This is a genomic window from Acidovorax sp. JG5 (assembly GCF_017939685.1).
Lineage (GTDB): Bacteria > Pseudomonadota > Gammaproteobacteria > Burkholderiales > Burkholderiaceae_C > Acidovorax.
On sequence record NZ_JAGKSE010000034.1, the window covers coordinates 1 to 16,958 of the forward strand.

Here is a 16,958-nt window from a genome sequence, read left to right on the forward strand (position 1 = left end):
AGCCTCGACACGTTGGCGCAGTTCGGCAATACGCTCAGACGGCAGGGATTTCTTCCTGCCACGGTAAGCACCGCGTTGCTTGGCAAGCGCAATACCCTCGCGCTGACGCTCGCGGATCAAGGCGCGCTCGAACTCGGCGAACGCGCCCATCACCGAGAGCATCAGGTTCGCCATCGGTGAGTCCTCGCCGGTGAAGGTTAAATGCTCCTTCACGAATTCGATGCGCACGCCGCGATGGGTGAGGCTCTGCACCAGGCGGCGCAGGTCGTCGAGGTTGCGCGCCAGACGATCCATGCTGTGCACCACGACCGTGTCGCCTTCGCGCACGAAGGCGAGCAGCCGTTCCAGTTCGGGCCGCCGTGTGTCCTTGCCCGACGCCTTGTCGGTGAACAACTTGTCCACCGGAACCTGTTCCAGTTGCCGCTCCGGGTTCTGGTCGAAGCTGCTGACGCGGACGTAACCGATGCGCTGACCGTGCAAGGTATCCTCCTGAGGGAAATGTGTCAGGAAGAAATCTATGACCTTTGACGGCCTGTGTCAAACAATCCGCAAGGTGGCTCTATTCTGACGTTTCCTCACCGGATGATCTGACGCCAGGTTAGGGTATAGCTTAACCGGACACATCGGCCTCTGTGCCTCTACTGCTTTTCGGTACAACCGTCAAGAACAGGCAGAGCGCTCCGATAGTTATCGCCACATCAGCGAGGTTGAAGGCGGGCCAGTGCACAAGCTGCCAATGGAAGTCGAGGAAATCGACAACCGATCCACGCAGCACACGATCCACGACATTGCCGAGCGCACCACCAAGGATCAGGCTGTAGCCCACCGCTTCAAGGCGTGGCCGCTGCTGGCACAGCATGCGGCCCAGCCAAGCAGAAACGACCAGACCCAGCGCCATGAGAAAGTAACGTTGCCAGCCGCCAGCGTTCGCCAGAAAGCTGAATGCCGCGCCGGGATTCAGGACATGGACAATGTTGAAGAAGGTGCTGACTTCGACCTGTTCACCGTAGGCAAACGTGCGGGTGATGGCGAACTTTGCGAGCTGATCTGTCATGACAGAACTGGCGGCCACTGCGAACCAGACCCAAGTCGATGTGCGGCGAGCCGATTGCCACACAGGGGCGGCCAGCGGCATCAGCCACCCGGCGAGCGCCGTGCAGCTCAATCCAAGTACCCACCCCGCCAGCACATCGGCAGGAAAGTGCATTCCGGCTGCGATGCGTGACCAACCGACCAATGCGGCGTACAACACCAAGCCGATGCGGCCACGACGGCCTATCAAAGGCCAGAGCGCGCCGACCACCAGCGCGGCATAGGTGGCATGCCCGCTGGGCAGGCTGTAGTGTCGTTCGATGCCCCCGATAACGCGCACCATGTCGCCAAAAACGGCAGGCGGGCGTGGAAAGTCGATCCATAGCTTCAAGATGGTGGCGACGAGAAATGCCAACGCAAAGGCCACGCTAAAGACTCTGAGTCTGTACCGGATGGCATCGGCCCGCGTTGGGTCAGGTGCCGACTTTGACCATCCCCACATCGCCAAGAGCATCAGTGGTGCAGTCCAGTAGTTGCCTATCACAAGGTTGAAGAACGATACCGGCGGTTCCAGCGCTGCAGGTGTGCTCATGTTGATGGCTTGGAACAACGCGATGTTTAGACCACCCCAGTCGTAGAGAAAGAATTTCCAGCTCATTTGCGCAACAGCCTCAAGCCATTGCCAACGACGAGCAAGCTGGCCCCCATATCAGCAAACACCGCCATCCACATGGTCGCTTGACCCGTGAAGGTCAGCACCAGAAATACTGCCTTGATGCCAAGGGCCAGCACAATGTTTTGCATCAGCACCTGCGCCGTCGCACGCGACAGGCGCACGAAGGTCGGAATCTTGCCCAGGTTGTCGTCCATCAGGGCCACGTCAGCGGTCTCGATGGCGGTATCGGTGCCAGCCGCTCCCATGGCAAAGCCGATGTCCGCACGCGCCAAGGCCGGGGCATCGTTGATGCCATCACCGACCATGCCGACCTTGCCCTTTATGGCCAGTAGCTCAACTTCGCGCAGTTTGTCGTCTGGGAGCAGATTGCCTTGCGCACTGTCGATCCCGGCTTGTGCGGCAATGGCCTGTGCCGTGTGGGGGTTGTCGCCGGTCAGCATCATGGTGTTGATGCCCAGTGCATGAAGCTCGGCAATGGCGCTCCTGCTGCTTTCCTTGATGGTGTCCGCTACGGCAAATAAGGCATGAACCCCTTTTGCGCTGACCAACATCACGACAGTTTTACCCATGGTTTCCAGCGCCGCGATGCGCTGTTCCAGTTCTGGTGTGCATTGCCCCAGCGCTTCGAGCATCCGCTGGTTGCCAAGATGGTAGGTCTCACCGTTGATTTGGCCTTGCACGCCCCGACCGGGCAGCGCGCTGAACTCGGCTACGTCGAGTAAGGCAACCCCATCCGTCTGCGCGGCTTGTGCCACCGCTTTGGATACAGGGTGGTCGGAACGAGCCGCCAGACTGGCAGCGATGCTGCGGCTGTTTGCGGCGAGTGCATTGCCCCAAGTGACAAAATCGGTCTGTGCGGGCTTGCCGTGCGTGATCGTGCCGGTCTTGTCCAGAGCCAGCCAGCGCAGCTTGCGGCCTTCTTCCAGATAGACGCCGCCCTTGATGAGAATGCCGTGGCGGGCGGCAGCGGCCAGGCCGCTGACGATGCTGACCGGCGTAGAGATCACCAGTGCGCACGGGCAGGCGACCACCAGCAGAACCAATGCACGGTAAATCCAGTCGAGCCATGCCGCACCCATGAACAGCGGTGGCAACAACGCGACGGCGATGGCAACACCGAAAACAATGGGCGTGTACCAGCGGGCGAACTGATCGACAAAGCGCTGAGTCGGCGCACGGCTTCCTTGGGCAGCCTCTACCGCGTGAATGATGCGGGCCAATGTGGAGTTGCTGGCCACGGCGGTGACGCGGTACTCGAATGAACCGGATTCGTTGATCGTGCCCGCAAACACCGGATCACCGGGGGATTTCTCGACCGGAAGGCTTTCACCCGTGATCGGGGCTTGGTTGACGGCAGAGCGGCCTTCCAGCACCTCACCATCCAGGGCGATGCGCTCACCTGGCTTGACCCGGACGCGGCTACCGATGGCAATTTGCTTTGCACCCACCTCGCGCCATGTGCCGTCAGCCTGCTGCACCGTGGCCTGTTCCGGGGTCAGGTCGAGCAGGCCACGGATGGCATTGCGGGCGCGATCCAGCGACTTGGCTTCGATCACCTCGGCCAGCGCGAAAAGCACCATCACCATTGCCGCCTCGGGCCAGTGCCCGATCAACATGGCACCCGTGACGGCAATCGACATCAGGGCGTTCATGTTGAGATTACGGTTCTTGAGCGCAATCCAACCTTTCTTGTAGGTGGACAGACCGCCGGTGAAGACCGCGACGAGCGCCAGAACGACGGCCGACCAATGATTGCCGTTGTGGAGCCAGTAGACCGCCTCGGCCGCCGATGCAGTTACAAAGGAGATGCCCAGCGGCCACCAGTTGGTCGGCGTGGTCACAAGGGATGCGGATGGCGATGCGGCCTCTGCGGTGTCCAACACCTGCGCCTCGAATCCAAGCGCTTGCAGTGCCGCGAGCACGTCCGGCAGAACCTGGTCCGCATGGCGTACCGACAGCGTGCGCTGCATCAGGTTGAAATCGAGATCGGCAACTCCGGCCATGGTACCGAGCTTGTTGCGGATCAACGTCTCTTCGGTCGGGCAATCCATTTTGGTAATGGACAGCTTGGTCGTTTGCCCGGTCGATGCCTGATCCATGCGCACGGCTTGCATGCCGATGGCGGTTAGCGCCTGCTCAACGGGAAACAACGAAGGCAGTTCGTGCCGAACGGCCAAAGTACGCTGCATCAGGTTGAACTCAAGACCAACCACCCCCGCCAGCCCGACCAGCTTGCCTCGGATCAGCGCCTCTTCCGTGGGGCAGTCCATGTTCTCGATGCGATACACCGCTTGAGCCGATCCGGTTGTCGCTGGGGCTTGTGTCGTGGGTTGGATGATCGGCCCAGCCGAGCAGCCACACGCCGTGGAAGCGCATTCGCTCATAAATAACTCCTTCAAATCTATACAACTTCCATTACAAACCCTATAGTTACTATAGAGTCAAGTGAAATAAAGGAGATTGATGCATGGAAATCAGAATTGGCGACCTCGCCAAGCGCTCTGGATGCGAGGTTGTGACCATCCGCTACTACGAGAAGGAAGGGCTACTGCCGAAGCCAGCGCGAAGCGGTGGCAACTTCCGGCTGTACGGTGAGGCGCACATTGAGCGCTTGCAATTCATCCGTCATTGCCGTTCGCTCGACATGACGTTGAGCGAGATTCGCGCATTGCTGGGTCTGCGAGACAACCCGATGCAGGACTGTGGGGAGGTCAACACGCTGCTGGAGGCCCATATTCAACAGGTGGAAATGCGTGTGTCCGCGCTGTTGCAGTTAAAGCGGCACTTGGTTGATTTGCGCGAGAAGTGTTCTGGCTCTCGATCTGTAGAGGCGTGCGGCATTTTGCAAGGGTTGGGCAATTGCAATTGCCATGGTGAAAGTGCCACGAACAGTCAAACATCTGGGTAAGTAAGGGCTTAGCGTGCTTTATTTTCCGTTTTCTGAGGCGACCCCTTTTTGCCAAGGGCTGTGCGGATCACAAAAGTACACCCGCATGCCAAGGGCTTGGGCGAGTTCCTTGTGCCGGGCCATCTCCTTGCCCTGGTCGTAGGTGAGCGTCTGGCGCATCGGCTGTGCGATCTGGCGCAGCTTGTTGGTGAACGCGGCCAGCGCACTGTCTGCGGATGCGTCAGGCATCTTGCACAGCAGCACCAAGCGCGTTGAGCGCTCTACCAGCACACCCACCGCCGATTGGTTGCCAGCACCCTTGATCAGATCCCCCTCCCAATGCCCCGGGATCACGCGATCATTGACCTCGGGTGGGCGAACATGGATAGAGACCATGTCTGGAATCTGACCACGCCGATCAGAGCCTGCTGAACGCGGGCGGCGTGTACTCTTGCCTTGGCGCAGCAGTGCGATGAGCTGGCGGCGCAACTCACCGCGCGGGTAGGCATAGATGGCGGTGTAGATGCTCTCGTGCGAGGCATGCATGGTTGGGTCCTGGGGATACATGCGCTGGAGTGTGCATGCAATCTGCTGGGGCGACCACAGCCAGCACAGCATGGTGGTCACAAGAGTCCACAACGCCCCGCAGCTGTGCAGCTTCGGGCATGGCCTGGCCTGAATGCGCCGTTGCTGGCACAGGTGCTGCGCAGGCACGCTGGCATAACTGCCATGGCAGGCGTTGCGCCGCAACTCACGGCTGATGGTGCTGGGGCTGCGGCCTTGAAGGCGGGCTATGGCCCTGATGCTCCAGCCCTGCTGGCGCAGCGATGCCAACGTCACCCTGTCTTCTGGCTGCAAGTGTTCGTATCTCGTTCCCATTTGCGTACATTACCCTCGGTGAGGGTGTTGCACTTCAGATTTGAGACCGCCGAGCCTATCATCCCCTTGGACGCGGAAGACAACAGTGAGCTGAAGGNGAGCCTATCATCCCCTTGGACGCGGAAGACAACAGTGAGCTGAAGGATTTTCAGCGACGCTTCTGGTGGACGTTGCCGCTCACGCTGATCGTCACCACCCTGGCCATGTTCGGCCATCGTCTGGGATGGTTCAACATGGCAACCCAGAGCTGGGTCGAGCTGGTGCTGTCGCTGCCGGTGGTGCTGTGGGCCGCCTGGCCGTTCTTTGTGCGTGGCTGGCAGTCCATCGTTCATCGAAGCCCGAACATGTGGACGCTAATCAGCCTGGGCACCGCGGCAGCTTTTGTCTACAGCGTCGCCGCCACGTTGGCGCCGGGCGTGTTTCCCGAATCGTTTGTTTCGATGGGTCGCGTGGCCGTGTACTTCGAGGCCGCCGTGGTCATCATTTCGCTGACGATGCTGGGTCAGATCCTCGAATTGAAGGCGCGTTCGCAAACCTCGGCGGCTATCAAGTCCTTACTCGGGTTGGCGCCCAAGACTGCGCGGCGCATCAACGCGGATGGAAGTGAGGAAGATGTGCAACTGAACCAGGTGCATGTCGGCGATCTGCTGCGCGTGCGCCCTGGCGAGAAAGTCCCGGTCGATGGCGTCGTTACCGAAGGCCGCAGCGCGGTGGATGAATCCATGCTCACCGGCGAGCCCGTTCCGGTAACCAAGCGCTTGGGCGACAAACTGATCGGCGCCACGCTCAACACCAGCGGTGCTCTGGTGATGCGCTCGGAAAAAGTCGGTGCAGCGACCGTGCTGTCGCAGATCGTGCAGATGGTGGCCAATGCCCAGCGCTCGAAGGCACCGATGCAGCGCATGGCTGACGTGGTGGCTGGCAAGTTCGTTCTCGTGGTGGTGCTCATCGCGATCACCACCTTCTTCGTCTGGGGTCTGTCCGTTCCCGAGCCGAGCTGGGTGTTCGGTCTGATCAACGCCGTCGCAGTATTGATCATCGCCTGCCCCTGTGCGCTGGGGCTGGCCACGCCGATGTCGGTGATGGTGGCCACCGGACGCGCTGCCACACAAGGTGTTCTGTTCCGCGATGCTGGCGCGATCGAGAGAATGCGTGAAGTCGATACCTTGATCGTGGACAAGACCGGTACGCTGACAGAGGGCAAACCGACATTCGACACCGCCATTGCGGCCACAGGCTACACGCCTGATGAAGTGTTGCGTCTGGCGGCTAGTCTGGACCAAGGCAGCGAGCATCCGCTGGCCGACGCCATCGTCAGCGCGGCACGCGCCAAAAGTATGCCGCTTAGCAAGCCAACCGACTTCGATTCAGGCAGCGGCATTGGCGTGCGAGGCACCGTCGAAGGCAAGCGCCTGGCGCTGGGCAATACGGCGTTGATGGAGCAGGAGGGCGTGTCGGTTGCTGCATTGCAAGCAGATGGCGAACGCCTGCGCGGCGAAGGTGCCAGCACCATGCATCTGGCCGTTGATGGCCATTTTGCGGGCATTCTGGCGGTGACCGACTCCATCAAGGAGAGCACACACGAGGCCACCAAACCCTGCACGACAGCGGTCTGCGCATCATCATGACCACTGGCGATGGCCTCACCACGGCGAGGGCGGTCGGTGCCAGGCTACGCATCGATGAAGTGCACGGCGAGGTCAAGCCCGCCGACAAGTTGGCATTGGTGGAAAAACTGCAGAAGGAAGGCCACGTCGTCGCGATGGCGGGGGATGGCATCAACGATGCCCCGGCGCTGGCCAAGGCCGACGTTGGCGTTGCGATGGGGACGGGCACCGATGTGGCGATGAACAGCGGACAGATCACGCTGATCAAGGGTGACCTGCGCGGTATCGCTGCCTCACGTCAGATATCCATCGACACCGTGCGCAACATGCGGCAGAACTTGATGTTCGTCTTTGTCTACAACGGCATTGGTGTACCGATCGCCGCCGGCGTGCTCTACCCGTTCACCGGCTGGCTGCTGTCTCCGATGATCGCGGCACTGGCGATGAGCTTGAGTTCGGCTTCGGTGATCTTTAACGCACTGCGGTTGCGCGGCATGAAATGAACGGGTTCCAGTTGCTTCGTCGTGAGGGTCCCATTCTGGGCGCGCAGCTCGGTCTGTAGGTATTACACGGACGTCTCGCAATCACCGAAGAGAACGAAATGCACAAGCAGTTCGGTGCAACATACGACACATATGTTGGCGCCGATTCAAAATTGAGCCACCGTGCCGATTGAATTTTGAGCCAGGGCTAATGGCCAACCTGTGAAGGTCGGCTGTGGATAAGTGTAGTGCCTTGGGTCGGTTTTGGTCTCCTTGGTGATCGAGCTCGGTGGTCGTCCGTTGAGGGCAAGCCGCGCAGGGCGAAGCCCGTAGCGGCTTGCCCTTGAACCGCTCAGAACGGCTCAGCCTTCTTGGCCTGTTCGCGTGCCTTGATGCGTTTCTTGGCCACGGCTGTGCTGTGCATGAACCTGTGGGACTCGTTGCCCGTCTCGACGATGTGGCAGTGGTGCGTGAGTCGATCCAGCAGTGCCGTGGTCATCTTGGCGTCGCCGAACACGCTGGACCATTCCTTGAAGTCCAGGTTGGTGGTGATCATCACGCTGGTCTGCTCGTAGAGCTTGCTCAGCAGGTGGAACAGCAAGGCGCCGCCTGCCTGGCTGAAGGGCAGGTAGCCCAGCTCATCAAGGATGATCAGGTCCATGCGCTGCAAGCTCGCTGCGATGCGGCCTGCCTTGCCTTGGGCCTTCTCCTGCTCCAGTGCGTTGACCAGATCCACCGTGGAGTAAAACCGCACGCGTGAGCCATGGCGCGTGATGCCCGCCACGCCGATGGCCGTGGCCAGATGCGTCTTGCCCGTGCCGGGGCCACCCACCAGCACCACGTTGTGCGCCTGCTCGGTGAACGCCATGCTGGCCAACTGCTCGATGAGCTTTTTGTCCACGGGCGAGCATTCGAAGTCGAAGCCCGCCAGGTCGCGGTGCACGGGGAACTTCGCCGTGTGCATCTGGTAGCTCACTGAGCGCATGGCCCTGTCCGTGACTTCCGCTTGCAGCAGGTGCTCCAGCAGCCAGCGCGAGCTCTCCAGCGTGGCGTGGCCGCCTTGCTTGACCAGGTCCTCCCAGGCCCCGGCCATGCCGTACAGGCGCAGCTCTTTGAACTCCTTGTCCAGCTCACGCATGATCGGCCTCCTGCATGTCGCTGCCAGCGCGCAGGCTGTCATAGCGCGCCGTGTCGGCCAGGGGTGTCTGGCTCACTTGCAGGTTGGTCGCAACCGTCTCGGGCAGGGGCTGCGCTTGCAGGCGGCCGAGCACGTTGATGACGTGCTCGGTGCTCACCCGCCCCGATGGCGGCGCACTCTCCAGGGCCAACTCCACCGCCACCAGCACGGCGTCCAGCCCTTGCTTGGGCACCTCGGCCAGTAGCCTGTGCCGCCGGGTACCGAGTCGTACAGCATGACGTAATGGCGGCGCGGCCCACCGTCTTTGCCAGGCTCGTCCTGCAGCACCATGCGCAAGTGGTCCACCTTGCCACCAAATCGGCGCTTGAGCCCCAACTGCACGGCCGCCATGAAGGACTGGACCACGCTCTCGTCCATGCCGTTCTTCGTATACGGCACCAGAATCCGCAAAGCCTCCGACTCGAACTCTCGGTACAGGTACAGGCACTCCAGCAAGTTGGCAGGACTGTCATCACCGTACTTGGGGCAATCGAAGCTATGGCTTTGCCCGCTCGGGTCGCTACTTCGTCGAGGAGGCTTTTGCACCTTGCCGCAGTGCTTGCACAGCTTGAATCCAGGTCGCGAAGACTCCTTGTCCGCCACCTTGAACGCCTCGCCAGGCTTGGCCAGCTCACCAAAATTCACGTCCCGGAACGTCACCCGGGAGATGAACTCAAAACCAAACGGCAGAGCACCCGAGCCAATCTGCCACGCCTCACGAATATGTGATGGAGAGAAATCCGCCATCAGCTGGCGCACGTAGTACTTGGGCTCACGGTCAACCGCATCGATTGGGTCGACTTCCACCCGTCATGGCACCAACTGATGTCGCTGGCCTGGAAGCACGAAGTTCCCACGCTCTCCTGGACGGCGAAACAGAAAAATCCTCACTTGGCGCGTGCGGTGCTGTCCTACCAGTGGAATCAGGTCGAACAAGGCACGGGCTGTCCCACGGGAATGGCTTACGCGGCGTATGCGGGGCTGGCTCGTGAGCCAGCGTTGAAGATTTGGGCCGAGAAAGTTCTGGGCACGGTTTACGAAAACAGCCGCCGGGAGGTAGCTGACAAACCCTCTGTGGTCATCGGCTACGCCATGACGGAAAAGCAAGGCGGCTCAGACCTGCGCGAGACACAGACCACGGCGGTCTATTCCCACTCAGCCGAGTACCACGGGGCCGTGGCGCACTGGTATGAGCTCACGGGCCACAAGTGGTTTTGCTCCGTCCCGCAATCAGATGGCTTCTTTACGCTGGCCAAGGTGAATGGTGGCGTGACCTGCTTCTTCTTTCCGCGGACCTTGCCTGACGGCAGCTTCAACCGGTTCTTCATTCAACGCCTCAAGGACAAGGCTGGTAACCGCTCCAATGCCGGCAGCGAAGTGGAATACAGCGGGACGATGGCGATTCGGGTGGGAGAAGAAGGTCGAGGTCTTCGTGAAATTTTGTCCCACTCACACCTCACGCGTCTGGACTTCGCGGTCGGCTCGGCGGGCTTGATGCGACAGGTGCTGACCCTGGCACTCAACCACACTACCACCCGGAACGCATTCGGCTCCAGTCTGGCCAAACGGCCCATGATGGCCAACGTGCTGGCTGACATGGCGGTGGAAGTCGAGGCCGCAACGCTCATGGCGTTGAGGGTGGCCAGGGCCACCGACCACATCGACACGAACCCTCAAGAAAAAGCCCTCGCGCGCGTGGCGACACCGGCTGCCAAATACTTCAACTGCTCACGTGTGGTGGCGATGGCCAACGAGGCGCTGCAGTGCCATGGTGGCAACGGTTTCGTGGAGGACCACCCGATGGCAAGGCTCTACCGCGAGGCGCCACTCAACAGCGTGTGGGAAGGTGCTGCCAACATGATGTGCATGGACGTGCGCCGTGCGATGCAACAGGAGGCCAATTCCCGGGATGCCTTGTTTGCCGAGCTGGCCGACGTGCGCGGACAGGATTCGCGATTCGATGCCTACGTCACGGCGCTGGGCCCACTGCTTGACGAGATGCAGCATGAAGAATTCTTTGCTCGCCCGGCCACCGAGGGGATTGCCCGTGCGCTGCAAGGTGCAGAACTTCTGAGGCACTCAACGCCCGAGGTCATCGACATCTTCATGAAAACCCGTCTGGGTGGCGGGACGAACAACTGGGGGGCGATGTTCGGCACCCTGGGCCCGGGGGTGACACAGTCCCAGGCTGACCGTGTGGTCGAGCGCGCTTGCCTCTGGTGATGCGGCGGGAGCTTGAAGCACTGGAAAAACCTGGTTCATGACACCCAATGCATCGAGGCTGGAAATCACCGGCGCAAAGCTGAGATTGAGGCGCTGCATGACATCTTGGGCAACTCTGATTCTGGACAACCTGCGGATGCATCACGCTAAGCAGGTCAAGGCGTGGCTGGCAGAGCACGCCGACGCCATCGAGGTGCTCTACCTGCCCAGCTACAGCCCGGAGTTGAACCCCGATGAGATGGCCAATGCAGACATCAAGCAAGCGGTGACCAAGCTGGCCCCGGCGCGCACGAAGCTGCAATTGGTGAAGGCCACCGCAAAGCACTTGCGCAGCGTGCAGCGTCGGCCCGAGCGCACGCAAGTACTTTGAGCACGGGCCGGTGCGCTATGCGGCTTGATGCAATTTCACAGGGGCCGGATCAATAAGAGCTCCACTTTTCAGGGGCAACCTCATGACCACCTTGACCCACTACCAATACAGCGCTACAAACCCGCCATGACAGCCCTCTCCGATCCCATCGTCATCGGCCTGATGATTTTCAACATCGTGATGCTGCTCGGCTATTTCTCTTCCAAATGGCTCAAGGCATGCGAGCCCGGGGCCAAGAAAGAACATTCCTGAGCGCAGTTTGCTGCGCCTGTGATGGCCAAGGATCGAAGCTCTTCACTGAACTGCTGCTAGCCCAGCCGGTAGTTCCCCTTTTGCCCCTCACGAACCATCCCTGCATCAATGACCCTGCGCAATGCCAGGCCCACTGAGCCTTTGGGTATCCCTGCTCCGTCAGCAATGGCCACTTGCGTCAGAGGCTTCCAGCTGCGTCGATCCAGGACTTGTTTGAGATAGGCCAGGACCTTTTGGTCATTGGCGCTCAGACGCTGACGTGGGCGAGCAGGTTCCGCCGTCACGCTCGCTGTCGCCTTCTTTCGCAGCGGTTGTTTGGGCTGCACTGGCTTGATCTGCACGTCCTGTGCTTCTTCAACGCCCAGGGCGCTGGGCTGCACACGTGCGCGTGGACTGCGATCGGACAAGTCCACCAGCACCGGGGGTTCGGCTGCTGCGAGCTCCATGGCGGACCCGTACAGGGTCTTGAGCTGTTCTTCCATCGCCTGCAGCTCGTGTGCCATCCGTGCAATGCTGCGAGCTGTGCGTAGGCGCGATCAGCATCATTGCCGAAGGGTTCGCTGGCAACCATATGGACCACGCGACTGGCGTGTTGCTGTACGTCCTGGGCCAGCGCATTGCGCGCTGCGTACAGGTTTTCACCCGCCTTTTGAAGTAGTAGCAATGTCTTTGGGCTTATGGACATGAAGACTCCCGATAACGATCGCCACGCTTGCAATGGCGTAGCGTGCATTTGAAAGATGAAAGTGTATGGGAGCCTCGTTGTGGCGGCTGCGCATGCATCGGCGAGGCCCTGCTCCTAGAATTGATTCGTCTGTCTGGATTCTTCCGTCAGCAAACATCCAACCCATTTATCACGAGACCCACCATGGCCACCGCAAAGAAAGCCCCCGCTCCTGCCAAGAAGTCCACGAAGTCGGCCCCCGCCGCCAAGAAGGCCGCTGCCACCAAACCCGCAGCAGCGGTCAAGCCTGCGGCAGCAGCCAAGCCTGTCGCAGCAGTCAAACCCATCAAGACGGCTTTCAACAAGACCACCCTGGTCGCCCACTTGGTCGAGCAGTCCGGTGTCGAGCCCAAGGCCGCCAAGGCCGTGCTCGCTGCACTGGAGTCGGCGATCCTGGGCTCGGTGCACAAGAAGGGTTCCGGCGAATTCACCCTCCCCGGTCTCCTCAAGATTGGCCTGCTGCAAGTGCCTGCCAAGAAGAAGCGTTTTGGCAAGGATCCGTTCACGGGTGAAGAGCGCTGGTTCCCTGCCAAGCCCGCATCGGTCAAGATCAAGACCCGAGCCCTGAAGAAGCTCAAGGACGCAACGCTCTGATGGCCTTCCCAGCGCGATCCTTGCGGCCTCCGAGGGGCCGGTGGATCCCCTGAATCCGCGCTGAGAGCAAGCGCCCCTGCCACAGCTGCGTGGGCACTTTTCCTATCTGGATTGCGCCGTCCTTCGTCAGGTGGAAGTAGACGCGCATGCCAACCCGCCACCCCATGTCTGCCGGCAGCGCAACCCTCTGACGCCGGTCGATCCGTTCTGTGTATGTCCGGGATGGATGGGCCCGGCGGCCCTTGGCTTCGAGTTTCCGCATGTGCATGGTCACACTCAATGCACCTGCATCTGCGCAGTACCCAGCGCTGCCTGAATGCGGGCGACCTGCTGGGGATCGACATCGCCATCGCAGTCCATGCCCAAGACCTGGGCCAGGGTGCTGCCGAGCTCCGGGTGACTGCGGCGCAATTGGCGCAGAGGCTCCTGCAACAGTTCACGCTGTGCCACTGCGATCCGGCTGCGATAGGTGCGAGGCGAGACAGCCACCGGCACCAGATGCCCACCCAGCGCCTGCTGGCGTGCGCACCAGTAATAGCCGCAGGACTGCACAAATGCCGCCACAGCGGCCACTTCGCGCTCGTGGCGGTGCAGCAAGCCCCAATACGTCCCTGCACTCTCAGCGGCACGCTCACTCAAGTCCAACGGCATCGTCGGCGCATGCCCTGCCGCAGACGTTGCACCGACATGCAGAAAGTAGGCCTTGACCAGATCGTCATCGGCAAAGAGGTCGTGCAGGAACTGGTGAAGCGCGCCGATGGCGACCTGCGGCATACGCATCTGGATGTCGAGGCGGCGGCGATCGATCTCGGTTGCTGACAGATGCAGCTGGCTCAAGGTGTACCGCACCGACGGGCGGGTGGCGACTGCGGAGGGTGCGGAGCCTGCGCGGACTGCAGGCTGGGAAGCGGTGCACAGCGAAGACAGTGAAGAGGTGTTTGCGTTCATGGTGTGCCTGGGGAATATGAATGTGGGGGCAAGGCTCCGCCCAGACTGCCGGTTTTTGCAGCCGTTGAGCGGAAGAAGGAATGAGCGGACTTACGCGCTGGCGCGGGGCGAGTGCGTGCGTCCTGTGCGCATCCAGGGACCCGGTGGGGCCTGGGGCTCGCCCTTGTGATGGACGGCCGGCAGCACGATATCCGTGGGACGACGGGTCATGGCGCCGCTAGTGTTGCCACGCAGGGATGCACCGGCCTGTGCGGGCTTGTGCACGCCGCGTGGCTTGGGTACGGCTTGCGGTGCTGGCAGCACCGGGGCATAGAGGTCCGTATGCACCGGGCGCAGCCCTGCGTCTGCGCCGCCCTCTTCCATGCGGATGACCTGCCCTGTGGCCATGCGACTGGCCAGCAGACGCTCCATGGCCGATCCGTCCTGGCGTGTGAGGTTGGGTACGTAGCGGCTGTAGACCTTGAACAGCATCTCCGTGCTGGTGTGGCCGAGCTGGCGTGCGATCCATTCGGGCGCTTCACCGGAAGCCAGCCACAAGGTGGCCGCGGTGTGGCGCATCTGGTAAGGCCTGCGTTCAGTCATGCCCAAATGGCGCAGCAATGGATACCAGATGCGGTCCGTGAAGTTCTTGTTATCCAATGGCGCGCCCATCAGGTTGCAGAACACGTAGTCGGACAGTTTGCCTGTCACCTCGTACTGCCTGGTGAGAGCCTCGACCACCGGCTGGCTCATCTGGATGTCCCGCTGGCTGCCGTCGGTCTTGGTGTACTCATCCTCTCCAAGGACGAAGGTTTCCCGGACCCGGATCAGGCGGTGCTCGAAATCGACGTAGCGCCATTTGAGACCATGGACTTCGCCGGTGCGCATGCCGGTGAAGAAGCGCACGGTGAAGTAGTTGCGATAGTCTGCGCGGACGGTGGCCAGGATGCTCTGCACATCCTGCAGACTGAACGGATCCACATCGACCTTGCGCACACGCAGCCGTTTGATGTTGGTCGTGGGCGTCGTAAACTCGAAGCGGTCGGCGGCTTCGTCCATGATCTGGCACAACGTGCCAATGATCTCGTTGATGCGTTTGGGTGAGAGTCCTTCCTTGTCTCCGCGACCTTTTACTTTGGCGAGTGTGGCGCGGTAGGCAAGGATGTCGGATTTGGTGATGCTGCTGACCACCTTTTGTCCGAAGTGCGGGATCAGGCGGGCGTCCAGGGTGGAGCGCAAGGATCGGATGTGGCTGCGGCGCCATTCGATCTCGTGTTCTTTGAACCACTGGGCCGTGAATTCGCAGAACAAGGGGCCGGTCGCCTTCGGCTCCGCGGTCGGCTTCTCTGCCGCCTCTGCACTCGCCTCTGTCACCACCGTGGCAGCCGCCTTCTCAAGTTTCGCCCGTGCAAAGCGCTTGAGCGCTTTGCTGTTGGGAAAGTAGTTGGCGTAGACGAAGGTTCCCGCGTTGATCTCGGACTCGATCTTGGCGAGGACTTTTTCCAGCTTCTTGCGGTTGGTTGGAGAGTCGGTCAATGCCGTGTATTCACGACACCGCTGTCCCTGAAATCTGAAGTCCATGAACAGTGTGCCCATGGTGTCTGAGTTTCGGATACTACCCATGAAGTACACCTCCATTGGCCATCGGGATGGCGCTCATCCCCGTGGGTCTCGCAACTGAGACCCGCATCATGTCTCGTTGAATGGCCTCCCAACGGTAGAGGATCTTTCTTCCACCAAAGGGACGAAAGTAATGAATCCCCTCAAGTAGGACGCTATCCTTCAATCGCTCGCGAATAGTCCGCACGTCGTACTTGATCCGGGCAGAAAGTTCCTCTGTGGTTAGTAGTTCAGTTTCCATATTTCTCCTTCGTCATTCAGCTTTATTGATAGACGTCTTTATTGTATGTCGCACAAACACATTGTCAACTCGTCTAGCAATAAAGATTGTTGACCCCTTAGAATGCCGAATCAGCCGAGAAGCACATGAGCCGAAATCAACTAAACATAAGGGTGAGCGATGAGTTGGAAGAGCTCATCGACAAGAAGCGCATCGAGCTTGCATCGACGCTGAAGGTCATTCCTACGCGGTCTGACGTGGTTCGCTTTGCCCTTGAGAGTTACCTCGGGGTATCCGTGAAGCAAACTGATGCGGACCGCCGAACAACAGAAGGCAAGGCCATTTCGGCAAAGAAAAAATCCGCTGACTATTGAGAGCGGCTAACAAAAGCCTGTCATCGCCCAATGCCCGATGTGCGTTTGATACGGCATGGGAAAAAACAGGAACAAAGAAATCAGCGCGGCGCTGTACAAAAGGCTTGAGCCGTTGCTGCCGGCCGCGAAGCCCTCGCCCAAGGGCGGCAGGCCGCGACTGAGTGATGAGCTGGCCTTGAATGGCCTCCTGTTCGTGCTGCGCACGGGCACGCCTTGGGAGCACCTGCCCCAGGAACTGGGCTTTGGCAGTGGCATGACCTGCTGGAGACGACTGCGTGACTGGCAGGCCGCCGGTGTGTGGCACCGTCTGCATCTGGCGTTACTGGACGAACTGCGCAGTGCAGACAAACTTGACTTCAGCCGCGCCAGCGTGGATGGGGCCAGCGTGCCCAGCCCCCGGGGGGCCCGTATACGGGCTCCAACCCCACGGACCGGGGCAAACTCGGCAGCAAGCGCCACATCATCACGGACCGCCAGGGCATCCCGCTGATCTTTTGCGTCACCGGAGCCAACCGCCATGACTCGGTGGTGTTCGATGAGCTGGTTGACGCATTGCCAGCGGTGGGCGGCAAACGCGGCAGGCGCCGCCGCTGGCCCGAGAAGCTGCATGCGGACAAAGGTTATGACTACCCTCGGGGCCGTGCCCACCTCAAGCGCCGAGGCATCCAGGATCGCATCGCCCGCAAAGGCATCGAGCGCAATGACCGGCTCGGGCGCCATCGGTGGGTTGTCGAGCGCACCCATGCCTGGCTCGCTGCCTTTGGCAAGCTGCGCACCCGCTTCGAGCGCCGCATCGACGTTCATGTGGCCCTGCTTTCCCTGGCTTGCTGCGTCATCTGCATTCGCAATCTTCTTCCGTTTTGTTAGCCGCTCTGTATCCGTCCGGCCACCCCATCTACCCCGAATGAGCAATT

15 protein-coding genes and 4 pseudogenes are annotated in these 16,958 nt (G+C 60.7%); 8 read left to right on the forward strand and 11 right to left on the reverse strand.

The window, feature by feature from the left end; genetic code table 11:
• The 3 genes from J8G26_RS18125 to J8G26_RS18135 form a co-directional block, all read right to left on the reverse strand.
• Positions 1 to 480, reverse strand: a 480-nt coding sequence (locus tag J8G26_RS18125; protein ID WP_210570607.1) for a recombinase family protein, incomplete at its 3' end; no start/stop codon positions are given.
• A gap of 130 nt (positions 481 to 610) precedes the next feature.
• Positions 611 to 1,690 carry a signal peptidase II gene (lspA, locus tag J8G26_RS18130; protein ID WP_008063278.1) on the reverse strand — a complete coding sequence of 360 codons (1,080 nt, stop codon included), beginning with the start codon at positions 1,688 to 1,690 and terminating at the stop codon, positions 611 to 613.
• On the reverse strand, positions 1,687 to 4,092 hold the full coding sequence (locus tag J8G26_RS18135; protein ID WP_210570608.1) for a heavy metal translocating P-type ATPase: 2,406 nt from the start codon (positions 4,090 to 4,092) through the stop codon (positions 1,687 to 1,689). The genes lspA and J8G26_RS18135 overlap by 4 nt, the downstream gene beginning before the upstream one ends.
• 83 nt (positions 4,093 to 4,175) lie before the next feature.
• Here J8G26_RS18135 and cadR point away from each other — a divergent pair, with 83 nt between their 5' ends.
• Positions 4,176 to 4,616, forward strand: a complete 441-nt coding sequence (gene cadR, locus J8G26_RS18140) for a Cd(II)/Pb(II)-responsive transcriptional regulator (protein WP_003804130.1) — start codon at positions 4,176 to 4,178, stop codon at positions 4,614 to 4,616.
• A gap of 42 nt (positions 4,617 to 4,658) precedes the next feature.
• Here cadR and J8G26_RS18145 read toward each other — a convergent pair.
• Positions 4,659 to 5,474, reverse strand: a pseudogene (locus J8G26_RS18145) (IS30 family transposase); the annotation flags it as partial.
• A gap of 104 nt (positions 5,475 to 5,578) precedes the next feature.
• On the opposite strand from J8G26_RS18145, the pseudogene J8G26_RS18150 reads away from it, so the two are divergent.
• A pseudogene (locus J8G26_RS18150) lies at positions 5,579 to 7,584 on the forward strand (copper-translocating P-type ATPase).
• Between the two features lie 331 nt (positions 7,585 to 7,915).
• On the opposite strand, the gene istB reads toward J8G26_RS18150, so the two are convergent.
• The 3 genes and pseudogenes from istB to J8G26_RS18165 form a co-directional block, all read right to left on the reverse strand.
• A complete protein-coding gene (gene istB, locus J8G26_RS18155) occupies positions 7,916 to 8,701 on the reverse strand; it encodes an IS21-like element helper ATPase IstB (protein ID WP_207375575.1) in 786 nt (261 codons plus the stop codon).
• A pseudogene (locus J8G26_RS18160) lies at positions 8,694 to 8,948 on the reverse strand (IS21 family transposase); the annotation flags it as partial. The pseudogene J8G26_RS18160 and the gene istB, both read right to left, overlap by 8 nt.
• Positions 8,855 to 9,547 carry a DUF1998 domain-containing protein gene (locus J8G26_RS18165; RefSeq protein ID WP_242638374.1) on the reverse strand — a complete coding sequence of 231 codons (693 nt, stop codon included), beginning with the start codon at positions 9,545 to 9,547 and terminating at the stop codon, positions 8,855 to 8,857. The gene J8G26_RS18165 and the pseudogene J8G26_RS18160, both read right to left, overlap by 94 nt.
• Positions 9,548 to 9,565: 18 nt before the next feature.
• Between J8G26_RS18165 and J8G26_RS18170 the strand changes: the two genes are divergently transcribed.
• The 3 genes and pseudogenes from J8G26_RS18170 (at position 9,566) to J8G26_RS19610 (ending at position 11,585) form a co-directional block, all read left to right on the forward strand.
• The gene (locus tag J8G26_RS18170; protein ID WP_210570610.1) at positions 9,566 to 10,963 is read left to right on the forward strand and encodes an acyl-CoA dehydrogenase family protein; all 1,398 of its coding nucleotides are present in this window, start codon (positions 9,566 to 9,568) and stop codon (positions 10,961 to 10,963) included.
• A gap of 115 nt (positions 10,964 to 11,078) precedes the next feature.
• Positions 11,079 to 11,361: pseudogene (locus J8G26_RS18175) on the forward strand (transposase); the annotation flags it as partial.
• A gap of 98 nt (positions 11,362 to 11,459) precedes the next feature.
• On the forward strand, positions 11,460 to 11,585 hold the full coding sequence (locus tag J8G26_RS19610) for a hypothetical protein (RefSeq protein ID WP_273624413.1): 126 nt from the start codon (positions 11,460 to 11,462) through the stop codon (positions 11,583 to 11,585).
• A 56-nt stretch (positions 11,586 to 11,641) separates the two neighbouring features.
• On the opposite strand, the gene J8G26_RS18180 is transcribed toward J8G26_RS19610, so the two are convergent.
• Positions 11,642 to 12,088: a hypothetical protein gene (locus J8G26_RS18180; RefSeq protein WP_244939060.1), complete on the reverse strand. Its 447-nt coding sequence runs from the start codon at positions 12,086 to 12,088 to the stop codon at positions 11,642 to 11,644.
• 365 nt (positions 12,089 to 12,453) lie between these two features.
• Between J8G26_RS18180 and J8G26_RS18185 the strand changes: the two genes are divergently transcribed.
• Entirely contained in the window at positions 12,454 to 12,903 is a 450-nt protein-coding gene (locus J8G26_RS18185) for an HU family DNA-binding protein (protein ID WP_142083113.1), read from the forward strand.
• A 276-nt stretch (positions 12,904 to 13,179) separates the two neighbouring features.
• Here J8G26_RS18185 and J8G26_RS18190 read toward each other — a convergent pair whose 3' ends face one another.
• From J8G26_RS18190 to J8G26_RS19460, 3 genes are all read right to left on the reverse strand, one after another.
• Positions 13,180 to 13,851: a hypothetical protein gene (locus tag J8G26_RS18190; RefSeq protein ID WP_210570616.1), complete on the reverse strand. Its 672-nt coding sequence runs from the start codon at positions 13,849 to 13,851 to the stop codon at positions 13,180 to 13,182.
• A 90-nt stretch (positions 13,852 to 13,941) separates the two neighbouring features.
• A complete protein-coding gene (locus J8G26_RS18195; RefSeq protein WP_338071808.1) occupies positions 13,942 to 15,426 on the reverse strand; it encodes a DUF3596 domain-containing protein in 1,485 nt (494 codons plus the stop codon).
• Between the two features lie 19 nt (positions 15,427 to 15,445).
• Positions 15,446 to 15,691 carry a hypothetical protein gene (locus J8G26_RS19460; protein ID WP_142083107.1) on the reverse strand — a complete coding sequence of 82 codons (246 nt, stop codon included), beginning with the start codon at positions 15,689 to 15,691 and terminating at the stop codon, positions 15,446 to 15,448.
• 125 nt (positions 15,692 to 15,816) lie between these two features.
• Here J8G26_RS19460 and J8G26_RS18200 point away from each other — a divergent pair, with 125 nt between their 5' ends.
• Together J8G26_RS18200 and J8G26_RS18205 are read left to right on the forward strand one after the other, a co-directional pair.
• The gene (locus J8G26_RS18200; protein WP_210570618.1) at positions 15,817 to 16,044 is read left to right on the forward strand and encodes a hypothetical protein; all 228 of its coding nucleotides are present in this window, start codon (positions 15,817 to 15,819) and stop codon (positions 16,042 to 16,044) included.
• Positions 16,045 to 16,099: 55 nt separating this feature from the next.
• Positions 16,100 to 16,911 (forward strand): IS5 family transposase gene (locus tag J8G26_RS18205; protein WP_142083105.1). Its coding sequence is split into 2 segments (ribosomal slippage): positions 16,100 to 16,430 and positions 16,430 to 16,911, totalling 813 coding nucleotides; the frame shifts between segments, so codons are not numbered across the junction.
• Positions 16,912 to 16,958: the final 47 nt, after the last annotated feature.